Consider the following 14309-nt stretch of genomic DNA (forward strand, 5'->3'; position numbering starts at 1 on the left):
AGTTCTCCCTCGTCACAGGCACGGGCGCGGTCACAGGCCGGACGTCGCCCAGCGCAGGTACATCAGCTCGACCCGCCCGCGGCGGACGATCCGGCGGACGACGGCGCCGTACCCGGCCCGGCCCGTCCGCTCGGCGCGCTCCGCCCGCGCGACCACCCGCGCCGTCGAGCGCCACTGGCGGGAGGCGGGCCAGACCTCGGTAGCGAGGTCCAGGTACGGAGCGGGCGACTCGGCGCGGTCGGCCGCGGCCGCCGCGTACCGCAGGGCGTCCTGGGCGAGGGCGGACCGGGCCCGGTCGCGCAGCCCGTGGGCGCCCGCGATCCGGTCGCCCACGTTGGCGAACAGCCGGTCGTAGGCGTCCACGCGGGCGCGCAGGTCCAGCAGCGCACCGGACCCCTCGTTCACGCTCAGGCTGGCGGCGTGCTCGCGGTGCAGCGCCTGGTCGGCCCCGCCCACGTAGCCGACGTCGGCCACGGCGGCCAGGCGCAGCCACATCTCGACGTCCATCGTGAACTTCAGGTGCTGGTCCAACGGACCCACGTCCTTGAGCAGGTCGGAGCGCATGACCACCTCGGGGGAGGTGATGCAGCTGACGCCCGTGCGGCACCGCTCGGCCAGCCACGCGCGCCCGTCCCAGACCGTCCAGGACAGCTCGCCGAGCGCCGGTACGGGCGGCGTGCCGTCCTCGAAGTGCTGCGGGTGCCCGTAGACCAGGCCCACCTCCGGGTGCTGCTCCAGCAGGGCCGTGGCCCGGGCGAGCGCGCCGGGCGGCAGCATGTCGTCGGCGTCCAGCCGCACCACGAACTGGCCCGTGCTGTGCTCCCAGCCGCGGTTGAACGACGCGACCTGGCCGAGGTTCTCCTCGTTGGCCAGCACCGTCACGCCCGGGTGCTCGGCCGCCAGGGCGCGCGCGACGGCGAGGCTGTCGTCGGTGGAGGCGTCGTCCACGACGATCACCTCGACGTCGACGCCCTCCTGGCTCACCAGGCTGCCGATGGTCTGCGGCAGGAACCGGCCGTAGCCGAAGCACGGCACCACCACCGAGACGCGGGGCCGCAGCTGCGGGGCCGCGGCCGGGCGCCGGCGGAACGAGTGGGGCGCCAGGGGTGAGGAGACCCACGACCCGAGCGTCCGCACCACCCGCGCGCCCGCGCCGCCGCCCACCGCGCCGCGGTCCACCCACGCGCGCCACGCGGTGGCCGCGCGGTCCAGCGGCCCGCCGCTCATCGCGGACCCCGCCCCGTCACGGCGTCGCGCAGTGTGGCCACCACGCGCTCCTGCTGGGCCGCGGTGATGCCTGGGAACATCGGCAGCGAGAGGATCTGGTCGGCGTGCGCCTCGGCTCGCGGCGCGGTGCCGGGCCGGAAGCCCAGGTGCGCCGTCGCCGGCAGCAGGTGCACCGGGGCCGGGTAGTGGATGCCGTGCCCGATGCCGGCCGCCGTCAGCGCCGCCGACGCCGCGGGCCGGTCCGGCACCCGCACCACGTACAGGTGCCACACGTGCGCGGCGCCCGGCAGCTCGCGCGGCGCCACGACCTCCGGGACGTCCCGGAACGCCTCGGCCAGCAGGGCGCCGTAGCGGGCCGCGGCCTCGGACCGCTGCAGGTTCCACGCGTCCAGCCGGGTCAGCTTCGCGGACAGCACGGCGGCCTGCAGGGAGTCGAGCCGCGAGTTCGCGCCGACCTCCAGGTGCTCGTACCGGTTGACGCCGCCGTGGTTGCGCAGCCGGCGCGCCCGCTCGGCGACGTCGTCCGACGACGTCATGACCGCGCCGGCGTCGCCGAACGCGCCCAGGTTCTTGCCCGGGTAGAAGCTGGTCGCGGCCACGTCGCCCGCGCCGCCGGAGCGCAGTCCGTCCCGGCTCGCGCCCTGCGCCTGGGCGGCGTCCTCGACGACCAGGACGTCGGGGCCCACCAGCTCGCGCAGCCGGGCCACGGGCGCCATCTGCCCGTACAGGTGCACGCCGATCACGGCGCGGGTGCGCGCCGACAGGCGCCCGGCGACGTCCTCCGGGTCCAGCAGGAAGTCGTCGTCGACGTCGGCCGGAACGAGCAGGGCGCCGCAGCGCAGCACCGCCTCCGCCGTCGCGAAGAACGTGTTGGCCGGGACGATCACCTCGTCGCCGCGGCCGATCCCCGCCGCCCGCAGGCCGATCTCCAGCGCGTCGGTGCCGTTGCCGACCCCCACGGCGTGCCGCGCCCGGCAGTAGGCGGCGAACTCGCGCTCGAACCGCTCGACGTCCGGCCCGAGCACGAAACCGGACGTGCGCAGGATCTCGTCCCAGCGCTCGCGGACGTCGGCCTCGACCTCGGCGGTCTGCGCGCCCAGGTCGAGGAAGGGCACGGGCTCCGGCGCGGGCACGGGGGAGGTCGTGGTCAGGGTCTCGGTCATGGGGTGGTTCCTCTCGGTCGGGCAGCCGGGACGGCATGCGCCACCGCGGGCTCCGGTGGATCGAGCCGGGGCACGGGCAGGGTGATCGGAGCGGGCTCGGCCGGCGGCTCCTCCGGGGGCTGGGCCTCGTCCGGCCCGTCGAGGGCCGTGCGGGCGGCGCGCCAGCGCGGCCGCACCCACGCGAACGTGGTGGCGACGTACAGCACGAGGGTGACGGCCCCGGCGAGCAGGCCGCCGAGCAGCGCGTTCTCGACGCGGTCCGCGGCCGCCATGCCCGCGGCGACGGCGGCGACGGCGGCGAGGCCCGGGACCGCGAGGGCCCGGGCGAGGGCCGCGACCTCGTCGCGGGAGCGGCGCAGCAGCACCAGGTAGGCGGGCACCAGCACGCCGACGGCGACGGCGGCCTGCGCGGTCGCGACGCCCATGCTCCCGCCCAGGCGGGCGCCCGCGACGGTCGCGGGGACCAGCGCGACGAGCCAGACCACCTGCACCGCGAGCACACCGCGCGAGCGGCCGAGCGCGTACAGGTACCCGGCCAGCACGTCGGAGACCACGCGCACCGCGCCCACCACGGCGAGCGGCACCAGGATCTGCGCGGCCGGCTCCCACCGCGCGCCGTAGACGAGCACGACGACGGGGTGGGCCAGCGCGGCGAGCATCGCGGCCGCCGCGGCGACCGCCCACCAGACGGGGCCGAGCAGCGGCACGAGCGCGGCCCGCGCACGCTCGCGCACCTGCGAGAACGCGGGCAGCGTGACCGACCGCAGCGCCTGGCCGACGAGCGTCATGGGCCACGTCGAGATGTTCGCGGCCAGCACGTAGAACCCGAGCTCGACGGCGCCGGCCAGGTTGCCGAGCACCACGCGGTCGACCGACAGCAGCACCCAGGACAGCAGGTTGGCGGCCGCGACGGGCAGGCCGAACGCGAGCACGGAGCGGGCCACGGTGCGGTCCCACGAGAACCGCAGCCGGGTCCGGGTGAGCCAGAACTGCGTGGCGACGCCGCACGCCTGGCCGGCGACCCGGCCCACGGCCAGGCCGACGAGGCCGTAGCCGAACACCGCGAGCACGAGCGTCACCACGGCGCCGACGCCGAAGTCGATGGCGTTGGAGCGGAACAGCCCGCGCTGGTCGAGCTGCCGCTGCAGCGTGGCGAACGGCACGACGCCCACGCCCGCCAGCAGGAACGTCGCGGCCAGGATGGCGATGGGCCCGGCCGCGCCGGGGCCGCCCATGGCGGAGGCGAGCGCCGGGGCGGACAGTGCGGTGAGCAGGGTCAGGGTGCCGCCGGTGACCAGGCCGAGCACCGCGACCGGGCCGGTCCGCCGCTCGAAGTCCGGGCTGCGCACCAGGTCGGCGCTGAGGCCCAGGTCGGCCAGCGCCATCACGACGCTCTGCACCGTCAGGGCGATCGCGTACAGGCCGAACTCCTCCGGCGACACGATGCGGGCGATGACGATGCCGAGCCCGAGGTTGCCCAGCCGCACCACGACGGTGCCCGTGGTGCTCCAGCGCAGGGCGCGGCCGACCCGGCCGCTCAGGGTGCCTGTGTCAGTCACGGGTTGGCCTCTCCCGTAGTCGGCCGCGGGTGACGTCCAGCGCGACGCGGGCCGCGAGCCGGGCCAGGGCGCGCGGGGAGCGGCGTCCGGTTGCCGCCGCGGCACGGTAGATCTGCTCCATCCGCTCGGCCGACGCCGTCAGCGAGTACCGTCCGGTCACGACACGGTGGCCGAACGCGCCGAGCTCCGCTCGCAGGCCGGCGTCGCGGACCAGCGGGTCCAGCGCGGCCGCCAGCGCCGGTGCCCCGGCGCCGCCGGCCCCGTACCAGCCCTGGTCGAGGAACGTGGACAGACTCGGCTCGTCGAGGCCGCGCCAGAACCCGCGCTCGCCCTGGACCACGACCGGTTTGCCGAACGCCATCCCCTTGAGGACGGAGCTGCCCATGCCGATGACTACGTCGGCCGCGTCGTACGCGGGCCGCGGGTCGTCGAGTGCGCCCGCCACGACGACTGCGGGCCGCCCCAGCTCGGCGTTGACCTTCTCGGCACGTGCCGCCGTGGCGTCGGCCCGGGGGCCGTCGCCCACCACGAGCAGTCGGACCGGGCTGGCGGGGCCGGCCTGCTCGACCACGTCCATCGCCTCGAGGATGCCCGCCGTCTTGTCGAGGTCGTCGGTGAGGCGGCAGACCACGGCGACGACGACGTCATCGGGCCGGAACCCCCACCGTGCTCGAGCTTCTGGGCCGCCCGCGACGCCCAGCGCGTTGGCGACGGTGTCCACGGGCGGCTCGAGGAGTTCGACGTGCCGGTAGGCCCGGTCCGCCGCCTCCTGGGCGAGCTGGCGGGTGCCGACCACGAGGGGGAGGTGCCGCGGGATGTACCCGGAGACGTACATCGACATCGTCGTCACCACGGCCGGCGTGCCGGCCAGGAGGTGCGTACCGAGCGCCACGTCGATGGCGGGGCCCCACTCGTAGGCGTGCACCACGTCGGCGCGGGTCCGCCGCACGGCGGAGACGACCTGCGCCATGTTCCGGGGGGACGGCCAGCTCAGGTGGGTCGGCAGGGTCACCGTGTCGAGCCCGAACCGGTCCGCCACCTCCCACAGGGCTCCGCCCGGAGGCGCGAGCACCAGCACGTCGTGGCCGCGGGCCATGGTCTCCCGGGCGAGCTCGAGGGCGCCGAGCTGGCTGCCACCGATCTCCATGTGGTGCACGTACACGACGACTCTCATGGCGTCGTTCCCACGGTGCTGCCGGACCTGAGGCGCTGGGCCGGCACGCCCGCCCACGTCTCGCCGTCCGGCACGTCGGTCAGGACCACGGCGCCCATGCCCACCACGGCGCCCGCGCCGATCCGGACGCCGGGGTGCACGGAAGCGTTCATGCCGAGGTAGGCCGCGCGGCCCACCCGCACGCCGCCGCCGAGGGAGACCCCGGCGGCCAGCGTCGCGAGGTCCTCGACCACGCAGTCGTGCGTGATCGTCACGTGCGGCATGGCGACGACGTGCGCGCCGACGGTCGCGTCGGCGGTGATCGTCACGCCCGCCAGCAGGATCGAGCCCTCCCCGACCGGGCACCCGCCCGGGTTGCGCACCGACGGGTCCACCACACGCCCGTAGGTCACGCCCGTGCCCAGCCGCTGGTGCACCGCGGCGCGGGTCCGGCTCGGGCCCATGCACAGCAGCACGTGCGCGCCGGGGTGCTGCGCCGCGGACGTCACCGGCCCCAGCACCGGGGCGCCGCCGATCGTGGGCGGCAGGTCGGCGTGGCGGTCGTCGAGGACGCCGAGCACCTCGTGCCCGGCCTCGGCGGCCACGGGTAGCACCTCGCGGGCCAGCCCGCTCGCCCCGACCAGCAGCAGCGGCCCGCCCCAGCTCGCCGCCACGTCACTGCCCCCCGTACCCGCGGAGCACCTGGACCACGCGGTCGAGCTCGGTGTCCGTCATCTGGTGGAACAGGGGCAGGATCAGCGTGCCGTCCGTGAGCCGCTCGGTCACGGGCAGCGGCATGTGGGTCCGGTCGGCGTGCGCGGGCTGCCGGTGCGCGGCCATGATGCCGCGCCGCGCGGAGATGCTCGCGGCGGCCAGGGCCTGGAGCAGCCCCTCCCGGTCGAGACCGTAGCCCGGCAGCACCTCCACCCACAGCGACTGCACGTTGCCGGTGCCGTAGGCCGGGTCGTCGACGAGGCGCAGGCCGGTCACGCCGGCCAGCGCCGCGCGGTAACGGGCGGCGAGCTCCCGCCGCCGCGCCACGATCGCGGGCAGGCGGCCGAGCTGCACCAGGCCGACGGCGGCCTGCAGGTCCGTCATCCGGAAGTTGAAGCCGACCTCGTCGTACTCCTCCGGCGGCGACACGAGCGAGGCGTGCCGGTCCGCCGCCGAGACGCTCATGGCGTGCTCGCGCAGGCGGCGGGCGCGGGTGGCCCACTCCGGGCGGCTGGTGGTGATCATGCCGCCCTCGCCGGTCGTCAGGATCTTGCGGGGGTGGAACGACCACGCGACGATCTCGGCGCCCGCCCCGACGGGGCGGTCGCGGTAGGTCGAGCCCGCGCCGCAGGCGGCGTCCTCGATCACCACGACGCCCAGCGGGTCGCACACCTCGCGGATCGCGGCCAGGTCCACCGGCACGCCGGCCTGGTCGACCGCGATCACCGCGCGGGTCGCGGGGGTGAGCGCGGCCGCCACCGTCTCGGCCGTCACGTTGCCGGTGGCGGCGTCCACGTCCGCGAACACGGGCCGCGCACCCACGTACGTGGGCGCGTTCGCCGTCGCGACGAACGAGAAGGACGGCACGACGACGTCGTCCCCGGCGCCGACGCCCGCCACGACCAGGGCGAGGTGCAGCGCCGTCGTGCAGCTCGACGTCGCCACCGCGGCGCGGGCGCCCATCGCCTCGGCGAACGCCGCCTCGAACGCGGCGACGCGCGGGCCCTGGGCCACCCAGCCCGACTCGATCACCTCGGTGACCGCGGCGACCTCCTCGGCGCCGAGCCACGGCTTCATGACGTCGACCCGCTGCAGGCCCTCCTCCACGGCGGTCACGAGGTCACCCCCGCGGGCTCGGACGCGACCCAGTTGCGGTCCTCGATGCGGCTCAGCATCTCCTCCGGGCTCTCGGGCCGGGTGCGGAACCAGTCGACCAGGTCGGCGACGCCCTGCTCGAAGCCGGTGCGCGGCGCGAACCCGGTCAGCTCGCTGACCAGGGTGTTGTCCACCAGCAGGCGGCGCACGTCGCCCGGACGCGCCTCCAGCCGCACCGGCTCGAGGTCGGGCCGGCCGGCGAGCCGGGCGACCGTCTCCACGAGCTCGTTGATGGTCACCTCGGCACCCGAGCCCACGTTGACCGTGCGGCCGATCGCGGCGTCGCACTCCGCGATCTCGGCCAGGGCCCGCGCGGTGTCGCTGACGTGCAGGAAGTCGCGCGTCTGCTCGCCGTCGCCGTAGACGAAGCCGGGCAGGCCGCACAGGGCCCGCACGATGGTGCGCGGCAGCACCTCGCCGCTGTCGCCCTCGAAGTGGCTCCGCGGGCCGAACGTGTTGAACGGCCGGACCACGACCACCGGCATGCCGTGCGTGCGGTACGCGGCGCGCGCGTACGCCTCCCCGGCCAGCTTGGACCCGCCGTAGACCGTCTCGGGCCAGGTCGGGTGCTCCTCGTTCATCGGGGCGTACTGCGCGGTGCCGAACACCTCGCTGGAGCTGACGTGCACGAACCGCCGCACGCCCGCCGCGCGTGCCCGTTCGAGCAGCTCCAGCGTGGCGGTGGCGTTGACCTCGTGGTTCTCGCGCGGGTTGTGCAGGCTGTGCCGCACCCCCAGGCAGGCCAGGTGGAAGACGACGTCCGCGTCGTCGACCAGCGCGAGCGCCGCCTCGCTGCGGATGTCGTCGGCGACGAGGCGCACGGTGGCGTCGTCCGCCGCGGCGTCGGCGATGTGGTGCGCGATGTTCTCGCGCCGCCCGTTGACCAGGTTGTCCACCACGGTGACCGACGCCGCGCCGCGGCGGACCAGCTCGTCCACCAGGTGGCTGCCGATGAACCCCGCGCCGCCCGTGACCAGGACGCGCGCCCCGTTCAGGCCGCTCATGCCGCACCGTTCCCGGCCGGCTCGCCCGCGAGCACCGGCGTGCGTGCGCCGGTCCCGACGGGGGAGACGTCGCCGCCCGCGGCGAGGCTGCGGTCCGCGGCCTCCAGCACGTCGAGCACGCGCAGGCCCGCCGCGCCGTCGGTCAGGGCCGGGCGCTCGCCGTGGATCGCCGCGGCGAGCTCGCCCACCATGGAGCCGAGCGCCTCGCGCTCCTCCAGGGCGGGCGACCAGGTGTCGCCCAGGCGGTAGGAGATGGTCGCGGCCCGGCGCTCCAGGCTGTCGAACGCCTGGGTCTCCAGGTCCACACCGCGGTCGTAGACGCTGATCCGCTGCTGCGGGTTCAGGTCGTCCCACACGAGCGTGCGGCGCGACCCGCCGATCGTCATCCGCCGCACCTTCGTGGGGCTGAGCCAGTTCACGTGCACGCTGGCCACCGCGCCGCCGGGCAGCGGCAGCACCAGGTAGCCCACGCAGGACTTGCCCGCGCCGATCGGGTCGGCGCCGTGCGCGGCCACCGACCCGGGCTGCAGGCCGTCGGGCAGGATGAAGTCGAGGACCGACAGGTCGTGCGGCGCCAGGTCCCAGAACACGTCCACGTCCGGCTGGACCAGCCCGAGGTTGATCCGCACCGAGTCGATGTACAGGATGTCGCCCAGGTCGCCGCCCGCCACCAGCTCGCGGATCTTGCGGACCGCCGGCGTGTAGCAGTAGGTGTGGTCGGTCATCAGCACCAGCCCGCGGGACCGGGCCTCGGCGACCATCTCGCCGGCGGCCGCCGCGCGGTCGGCGATCGGCTTCTCGACGACCACGTGCTTGCCGGCCCGCAGCGCCGCCAGCGCGATCGCGTGGTGCGTCCGGGCCGGGGTGGCGATGGCGACGGCGTCGACGTCGTCCCGCTCCAGCAGCGCGTCGAGCGACGTCTCGACGTCGACCCGGCCGTTGGCGCGGGCCACGCGGGCCGCCCGGTCCGCGTCGAGGTCGCAGACCGCCGCCAGCTCCCAGCGGTCGGACGCCGCGAAGTTGCGTGCCAGGTTGGGTCCCCAGTAGCCGGCGCCCACCACGGCCGCCCGCAAGGTTTTCTGGTCCATGCTGCCTTCTTCCGGTATCAGCTCGGATCGGCCCGGAGTGTTGTCATCCTGGCTCCGATCAATGTACGTCCCGGCGTGGAGGCGAACCGGCCGGTGCCTTTCTAATTCACCCCTGACCGGTCTTTTATCACCCGGAGGGGAGTTTCACCCGGAGGTGAAATATGAATGCGGGCGCGGCCGTTCAGAATGCCGTGACCGGCATTCAGCCGCGCTCCTCGGACAATGCGCGGGAGCGGCCCGTCAGGCCGTCGAACACCCGCACGTACGTCTCGGCCTGGCGGGACCAGGCCAGCTCGCCCTCGATCCGGGCGCGACCGGCCAGGCCCATGGCGCGGGCGCGGTCCGGGTCGTCGAGGATCTCGAGGATCGCGTCGCCGAACGGCGCCGCGTCGCTCCCGGCGACGTACCGCGCCGCGTCGCCCGCGCTGCGCCGGGTCTCGGTCAGGTCCGTCGCCACGACGGGCAGCTCGTGCGCCATGTACTCCAGCGTCTTGTTCATGGTGGAGCGGTCGTTGAACTCGCTGGGCGGGTCGGGCGTGACGCCCAGGTCGGCGCTGGAGAGCCACCGACCGATGGCGGCGTGGTCCACCCGTCCGGTGAAGTGCACCCAGAGGTCCAGCCCGCGGCGCGTGCAGTCCGCGCGCAGCTCCTCCAGCGCGTCCCCGAACCCGAGCAGCGCGAACCGCACGTCGGTGCGCCCGCGCACCTTCACCACGTGCTCGATCGCCGCCAGCAGCCGGTCGACGCCGTCCTGCGAGCCCATGATCCCCACGTAGCAGACGAGGTACTTGCCCAGGTCACGGGCCCCCGGCTCGGGGTCGCCGCGGCGCATCAGGTCGGCGTCGGGCGTGCTCAGCACCACCGAGCTGCGGCTCAGGTCGACGTTCCCGCGCTCCAGCGCGATCTGCCGGTAGGAGCCGTTCGTCGAGATCACGTGGTCCGCGGTGCGGTACGTCGCGCGCTCCAGCAGGAGCAGGGCCCTGTACAGGAGGTCGCGCCGGCCGAACTTGGCCACGTACACCTCGGGGCACAGGTCGTGCTGGTCGTAGACGAAGCGCACCCCGCGGCGCAGCCGCCACAGCAGCGCGAGCAGCCAGTACGTGTCCGGCGGGTTGCAGGCCTGGATCACCTGGAACGGCGCGTCGCGGTGCACCCGCGCCGCGGCCCGCGCCGTGCGCCACCAGCAGACCACGAACTCGCGCACGTATCCCAGGACGCCGCGCGACTCGGGCGGAGGCGGGTAGGAGTACACGGTCGTCTCGTCGACCTGGAACCGGGCCGGCTCGTCGTCGTTCTCCTGCGGGCAGACGACGCTCACGCGGTAGCCGGCGTCCGTCAGGGCGCGGCACTCGGACCTGACCCTGCGGTCGATCCGGAACGGCAGGTTCTGGATGATCACCAGAACATGTGGGGCGTCGGAATGCATGAGGAAAGTGTTGCCCCGACGGCACGGCCCAGAAAGCCGGGGAGCGGGTGAGAACGGGGATTCACCCGGGCGCGCGGGTGATATCCGCCCCGCGAGACATCACCCGGGAATCACCCCGTTCCCCACTTGATTCCCGACGGTATCTCATGAATGGGTGAAAAGGTGCCGCGGTAAACCGTCGCGGTATTTCATCCGGTGTTCCTACGGGCCGCCCGGACCTCCTCGCGGACGATCCCGACGACGGTGTCGGTGGTGCGGTCCAGGTAGCTTCGCCCGTCGTCGAACCGCGCCGTCGGGCTGATGTAGCTCAGCGGCCCGATGTGGGTCACCGGGTCGAGCCGGTGCACGCTCACCTTCCCGGCCGCGAGGGCCCGGTTCCACGGGCTGCGGCGCAGCAGCCGCCAGCGCTCCGGGAAGAGCCAGGTGCTGACCCGCTCGATCCAGTCGTTCGAGCTCGTCAGCCGGTGCACGCCGGTCGCGTGCGTCAGGTCGTTGGCGCCGTTGTGGAACCCGCCCAGGGTGATCGGCCAGACCGGGGCGCGCAGCTGGGTGAACAGCTCCTCGACCGCGCCGAGCGCCACCTGGGCGCCGCCGCTGTAGCCGAGCAGCACCACCGGGATGCCGCTGCCGGGCTCGTACCCGGCCAGCCGGAGCTGCTCGGCGATGTGGCCGCCCACGGCGCGGTTGTACAGCGGCCGGTAGCGGCGGTCGGCCGCCACGAAGATCTGCATCACGTTGTGCAGGAACAGGGTGATGCCGACGTGCCGCCGCAGCCAGTCCCACACCGGCCGGCCCACCAGCGGGTCGGCCAGCGGGGAGTAGGGCTGCACCTGGCCCAGCACCCGCAGCTCGGGGGCGCCGGCGATGATCGCCTGGACGAGCTGGCCGCCGTCGCGCGTGTCGGTGAACCGGCGCTTGCCGATGCCGTCGAGGTAGACCAGGTAGGCGTCCGGCGGGCGGTCCGGCTCGGCGCCCCGGGCGTAGGGCACGTTCGCGGGCAGCACCGGGGCCTGGGCGCGCCAGCCCATCGTCCAGACCATCAGCTCGTAGCGGGCGAGCAGGCCCTCGGCGAGCAGGAACGGGCCGATCGCCAGCACCAGGAACAGGGGGAGCAGCTCGCTCATGCCGGCACCTCCCGGGCACCGGCCATGAGCCGGGCGGTCACGCGCCGCACCACCTCGACGGCGCCGGCGAGCCCCAGCCCGGCCCCGGCGACGCACGCGGCGGCGGCCCACCAGCCCAGCCCGGACGCGGCGGCCAGCGGTCCGGCCAGGCCGGCCCCCACGCCGACGACGAGCAGCAGGTGCAGCGCCGGGCCGAGCAGCGGGAACGCGAGGACCGCGGCGAGCAGCATCGGCGCGACCAGGGCGGGCGTCCAGGTCAGGGCGGGCCCGGCCAGGGGGCCGCCCACCAGCTCGGCGAGGGTCCAGGCGGTCAGCGGCCACAGGGCGACGACCGTCCCCTCGACGACGGTCCCCGTCGTCATGAGCAGCACGAGGAACCCCGGCGAGAGCCGGGGCCGGCGGGCCACCAGGGGGAGCACCCGCCCGGCGCTCTCGGACAGCCCGGCCAGCACCAGCAGCACGACGACGGCGGTCGGCACGCTCACCCCTCCCGTCCGGGGCCGGTGGACGTACCCCCGGCGGCCGCGCCGCCGGCGGCCCCGGCGAGGTACCGCTCGAGCTCGTCCGCGGCCCGGGGCGCGCCGCCGGCCTCCTGCTGCGCGGCCCGCTGCACCGCGGCCGCCGCGCGGAAGCGGGGCTCGTCGAGCAGCCGCCGGGCCAGGGTGGACACGGTGTCGGCGGTCGCGTCCCCGGGGCCGAGCGTGAGGCCAGCGCCCAGCTCGACCACCCGCCGCGCCACGAGCGGCTGGTCGGCGCCCTGCGGCACCACGAGCGTGGGCACGCCGGCCAGCATCGCCTCGTTGACGCTGTTCATGCCGCCGTGGGTGACGAAGAGCGCGGCCTGCGCCAGCACCTGGAGCTGCGGCACCGACCGGCGGGCGAGCACGTTGCCCGGCAGCGTCCCCAGGTCGGCGGGGTCCGTCTGCCCCGTGGAGACCACCACGGTGCCGCCCAGCGGAGCCAGGGCGGTGGCGAACGTGCGCAGCAGCCGGGGGCCGCCGTCGAACACCGTGCCCAGCGACGCGTACAGCACGGGGCCGGTGAGCCGGTCGGCGGCGAACGCGTCGTCGGGCAGGCGGGAGCCCACGCTCGCCCCGACGAACCGGAAGGACGGGTCGAACAGGTCGGCGCCGGGCTGGAACGACCGGGAGGTGAAGACCAGGTTGAGCGGCTCGCGTGCGTCCATCAGATCGGTCACGGGCAGCCCGTCGGTCGCGTAGCGGCGCTGCAGCGCCCAGCGGGACCGCGCGTAGCGCCCGGCGATGGCGGGATGGGCCGCGGCGGCGGCCAGGAGGTCCCGGGACCGGCCGGGGCTGGGGACCTCCCGGTTGAACGCGAACGTCGTGAACGTCGCGGCCGCGGGCACCCCGAGCTCCCGCGCGGCGACGGCGCCCCACGGGCACGCCGCGCCGTGCACCACCAGGTCCGGCCGGTCGGCGCGGAGGTCCGTGAGCACGGCGGGCAGCAGGTCGACGGCGGCGTGCGCGAGGCCCGCCATCATCGCGAGCGGGATCGGCGGGTCCGGCAGGGGCAGGTCGCCGCCGGGGTACAGGTGTACCCGGGCGCCCGCGGCCTCGATCTGCGCCGCGAACGCCGGGGTCGTGTGGTAGGTCACCGTGTGCCCGCGGCGGACCAGCTCGGCCACGACCGGTAGCGTCGGGTTGACGTAGCCGTGCATGCCGATGTTCAGGAACGCGACGGTGCTCATCGCTGGTCTCCGGTCCGGGCCGCGGTGCGTTTCCCGGTCCGGGTTCCGGCCGCGGTGCCGGGCGCCGCCGCGACCGGCTCGCGCCGGTACAGGCCCGGGCCGGTGACGACCAGCTCGTCGAGGAACCGGCTCGCCGAGAGCAGCGCGGCGTCGATCAGCCGGCGGGAGTGGCTGAAGTCCCACAGCGCGGGCCAGGCCACCACGCCCGTGGGCAGCACCACGGTCGGGATCTCGCGCGACACCTCGCGCAGGTCGCGCTCGATCTGCTGGTGCATCATCAGCAGCCCGGCCCGCGCGGCGACGGCCTCGGCCCGCCGCGGCGGGGCGGTGGTGCGCAGCGGAAGGGCCTCGCGGCCCGTCACCACGACCACCACGCTCGCGGCCCCGGCCTGCCGGGCGGCGAGCACCGGGACGTGCGCGACCGCGCCGCCGTCGACCAGGATCCGGCCGTCCCGCTCCACCGGGGGCAGGACGCCGGGGATGGCGGCGCTCGCGAGCAGGGCGGACTCCAGGTCGCCGTGGTCCAGCAGCACCGGCTCGCCGGTCACCAGGTCCGTCGCGACCGCGACGAAGGGGACCGGCAGGTCCTCGATCCGGGCCGGCAGGCCGGCCCGCCTGATCAGCCGGCGCAGGCCGGCGTCGGCGAACAGGCCGGCCCGGAAGGACCGCAGGCCGAACGGGAAGACCTCCCGGCGCCGCAGCCCCGTCCAGGTCAGGGCCAGCGACCGCGCGGCGGTGCCGGGGTGCGCGGCGGCCACGGCCCCGTTGAACGCGCCCACGGACGTGCCCACGATCAGGTCCGGCACGAACCCGTGCTGCTCCAGCGCGTAGCCGACCCCGACCTGCGTGGCCCCGTACACCCCGCCCCCGCCGACCACCGCGGCGACGGGCCGGGGCAGCCCCCGCAGCCCCCTGGGCAGGCCGTTCGACCCACGTGCGAACCTCATGGCGGCGACTCCTTGCTGATCCGACGAACGGCACCGTCATC

The 14309-nt window shown here is 75.5% G+C and carries 13 protein-coding genes; all 13 read right to left on the minus strand.

What is annotated here, in order from left to right:
• Nucleotides 1-30: 30 nt before the first annotated feature.
• Nucleotides 31-1227: a glycosyltransferase family 2 protein gene (locus H291_RS30545; protein WP_020016241.1), complete on the minus strand. Its 1197-nt coding sequence runs from the start codon at nucleotides 1225-1227 to the stop codon at nucleotides 31-33.
• Entirely contained in the window at nucleotides 1224-2390 is a 1167-nt protein-coding gene (locus H291_RS0117175; RefSeq protein ID WP_020016242.1) for a DegT/DnrJ/EryC1/StrS family aminotransferase, read from the minus strand. Before H291_RS0117175 ends, H291_RS30545 begins: the two co-directional genes overlap by 4 nt.
• On the minus strand, nucleotides 2387-3949 hold the full coding sequence (locus tag H291_RS0117180; RefSeq protein WP_020016243.1) for an oligosaccharide flippase family protein: 1563 nt from the start codon (nucleotides 3947-3949) through the stop codon (nucleotides 2387-2389). The genes H291_RS0117175 and H291_RS0117180 overlap by 4 nt, the downstream gene beginning before the upstream one ends.
• Nucleotides 3942-5123, minus strand: a complete 1182-nt coding sequence (locus tag H291_RS30550) for a glycosyltransferase (protein ID WP_084468183.1) — start codon at nucleotides 5121-5123, stop codon at nucleotides 3942-3944. The genes H291_RS0117180 and H291_RS30550 overlap by 8 nt, the downstream gene beginning before the upstream one ends.
• Nucleotides 5120-5776, minus strand: a complete 657-nt coding sequence (locus H291_RS0117190; protein WP_020016245.1) for a NeuD/PglB/VioB family sugar acetyltransferase — start codon at nucleotides 5774-5776, stop codon at nucleotides 5120-5122. Before H291_RS0117190 ends, H291_RS30550 begins: the two co-directional genes overlap by 4 nt.
• A 1-nt stretch (nucleotide 5777) precedes the next feature.
• The gene (locus H291_RS0117195) at nucleotides 5778-6893 is read right to left on the minus strand and encodes a DegT/DnrJ/EryC1/StrS family aminotransferase (protein WP_157237176.1); all 1116 of its coding nucleotides are present in this window, start codon (nucleotides 6891-6893) and stop codon (nucleotides 5778-5780) included.
• Between the two features lie 35 nt (nucleotides 6894-6928).
• Nucleotides 6929-7975, minus strand: coding sequence for a dTDP-glucose 4,6-dehydratase (locus H291_RS0117200; protein ID WP_020016247.1), 1047 nt, complete (start codon nucleotides 7973-7975; stop codon nucleotides 6929-6931).
• Complete coding sequence (locus H291_RS0117205; RefSeq protein WP_051109510.1) at nucleotides 7972-9063, minus strand: Gfo/Idh/MocA family protein; 1092 nt, start codon at nucleotides 9061-9063, stop codon at nucleotides 7972-7974. Before H291_RS0117205 ends, H291_RS0117200 begins: the two co-directional genes overlap by 4 nt.
• Before the next feature lie 202 nt (nucleotides 9064-9265).
• Nucleotides 9266-10489, minus strand: a complete 1224-nt coding sequence (locus H291_RS0117210) for a glycosyltransferase family 4 protein (RefSeq protein ID WP_033326979.1) — start codon at nucleotides 10487-10489, stop codon at nucleotides 9266-9268.
• Nucleotides 10490-10677: 188 nt separating this feature from the next.
• The gene (locus tag H291_RS30555) at nucleotides 10678-11613 is read right to left on the minus strand and encodes a hypothetical protein (protein ID WP_020016250.1); all 936 of its coding nucleotides are present in this window, start codon (nucleotides 11611-11613) and stop codon (nucleotides 10678-10680) included.
• Nucleotides 11610-12092 (minus strand): hypothetical protein, encoded by a 483-nt coding sequence (locus H291_RS0117220; protein WP_026365857.1) that lies wholly within the window; start codon nucleotides 12090-12092, stop codon nucleotides 11610-11612. The genes H291_RS30555 and H291_RS0117220 overlap by 4 nt, the downstream gene beginning before the upstream one ends.
• A gap of 2 nt (nucleotides 12093-12094) precedes the next feature.
• Nucleotides 12095-13321, minus strand: coding sequence for a macrolide family glycosyltransferase (locus H291_RS0117225; protein WP_020016252.1), 1227 nt, complete (start codon nucleotides 13319-13321; stop codon nucleotides 12095-12097).
• Nucleotides 13318-14268, minus strand: a complete 951-nt coding sequence (locus H291_RS0117230; protein WP_020016253.1) for a patatin-like phospholipase family protein — start codon at nucleotides 14266-14268, stop codon at nucleotides 13318-13320. The genes H291_RS0117225 and H291_RS0117230 overlap by 4 nt, the downstream gene beginning before the upstream one ends.
• Nucleotides 14269-14309 lie beyond the last annotated feature (41 nt).

The sequence above is a fragment of the Promicromonospora sukumoe 327MFSha3.1 genome, from assembly GCF_000385135.1.
Classification (GTDB): Bacteria; Actinomycetota; Actinomycetes; order Actinomycetales; family Cellulomonadaceae; genus Promicromonospora; species Promicromonospora sukumoe_B.

Excerpts from the sequence above, each read along its gene's own strand:
- H291_RS30555 (WP_020016250.1), bottom strand. The coding sequence starts at position 11,613 with ATGAGCGAGCTGCTCCCCCTGTTCCTGGTGCTGGCGATCGGCCCGTTC.
- H291_RS0117210 (WP_033326979.1), bottom strand. The coding sequence starts at position 10,489 with ATGCATTCCGACGCCCCACATGTTCTGGTGATCATCCAGAACCTGCCG.
- H291_RS0117200 (WP_020016247.1), bottom strand. The coding sequence starts at position 7,975 with ATGAGCGGCCTGAACGGGGCGCGCGTCCTGGTCACGGGCGGCGCGGGG.
- H291_RS0117225 (WP_020016252.1), bottom strand. The coding sequence starts at position 13,321 with ATGAGCACCGTCGCGTTCCTGAACATCGGCATGCACGGCTACGTCAAC.
- H291_RS30545 (WP_020016241.1), bottom strand. The coding sequence starts at position 1,227 with ATGAGCGGCGGGCCGCTGGACCGCGCGGCCACCGCGTGGCGCGCGTGG.
- H291_RS0117175 (WP_020016242.1), bottom strand. The coding sequence starts at position 2,390 with ATGACCGAGACCCTGACCACGACCTCCCCCGTGCCCGCGCCGGAGCCC.
- H291_RS0117195 (WP_157237176.1), bottom strand. The coding sequence starts at position 6,893 with ATGAAGCCGTGGCTCGGCGCCGAGGAGGTCGCCGCGGTCACCGAGGTG.
- H291_RS0117230 (WP_020016253.1), bottom strand. The coding sequence starts at position 14,268 with ATGAGGTTCGCACGTGGGTCGAACGGCCTGCCCAGGGGGCTGCGGGGG.
- H291_RS30550 (WP_084468183.1), bottom strand. The coding sequence starts at position 5,123 with ATGAGAGTCGTCGTGTACGTGCACCACATGGAGATCGGTGGCAGCCAG.
- H291_RS0117205 (WP_051109510.1), bottom strand. The coding sequence starts at position 9,063 with ATGGACCAGAAAACCTTGCGGGCGGCCGTGGTGGGCGCCGGCTACTGG.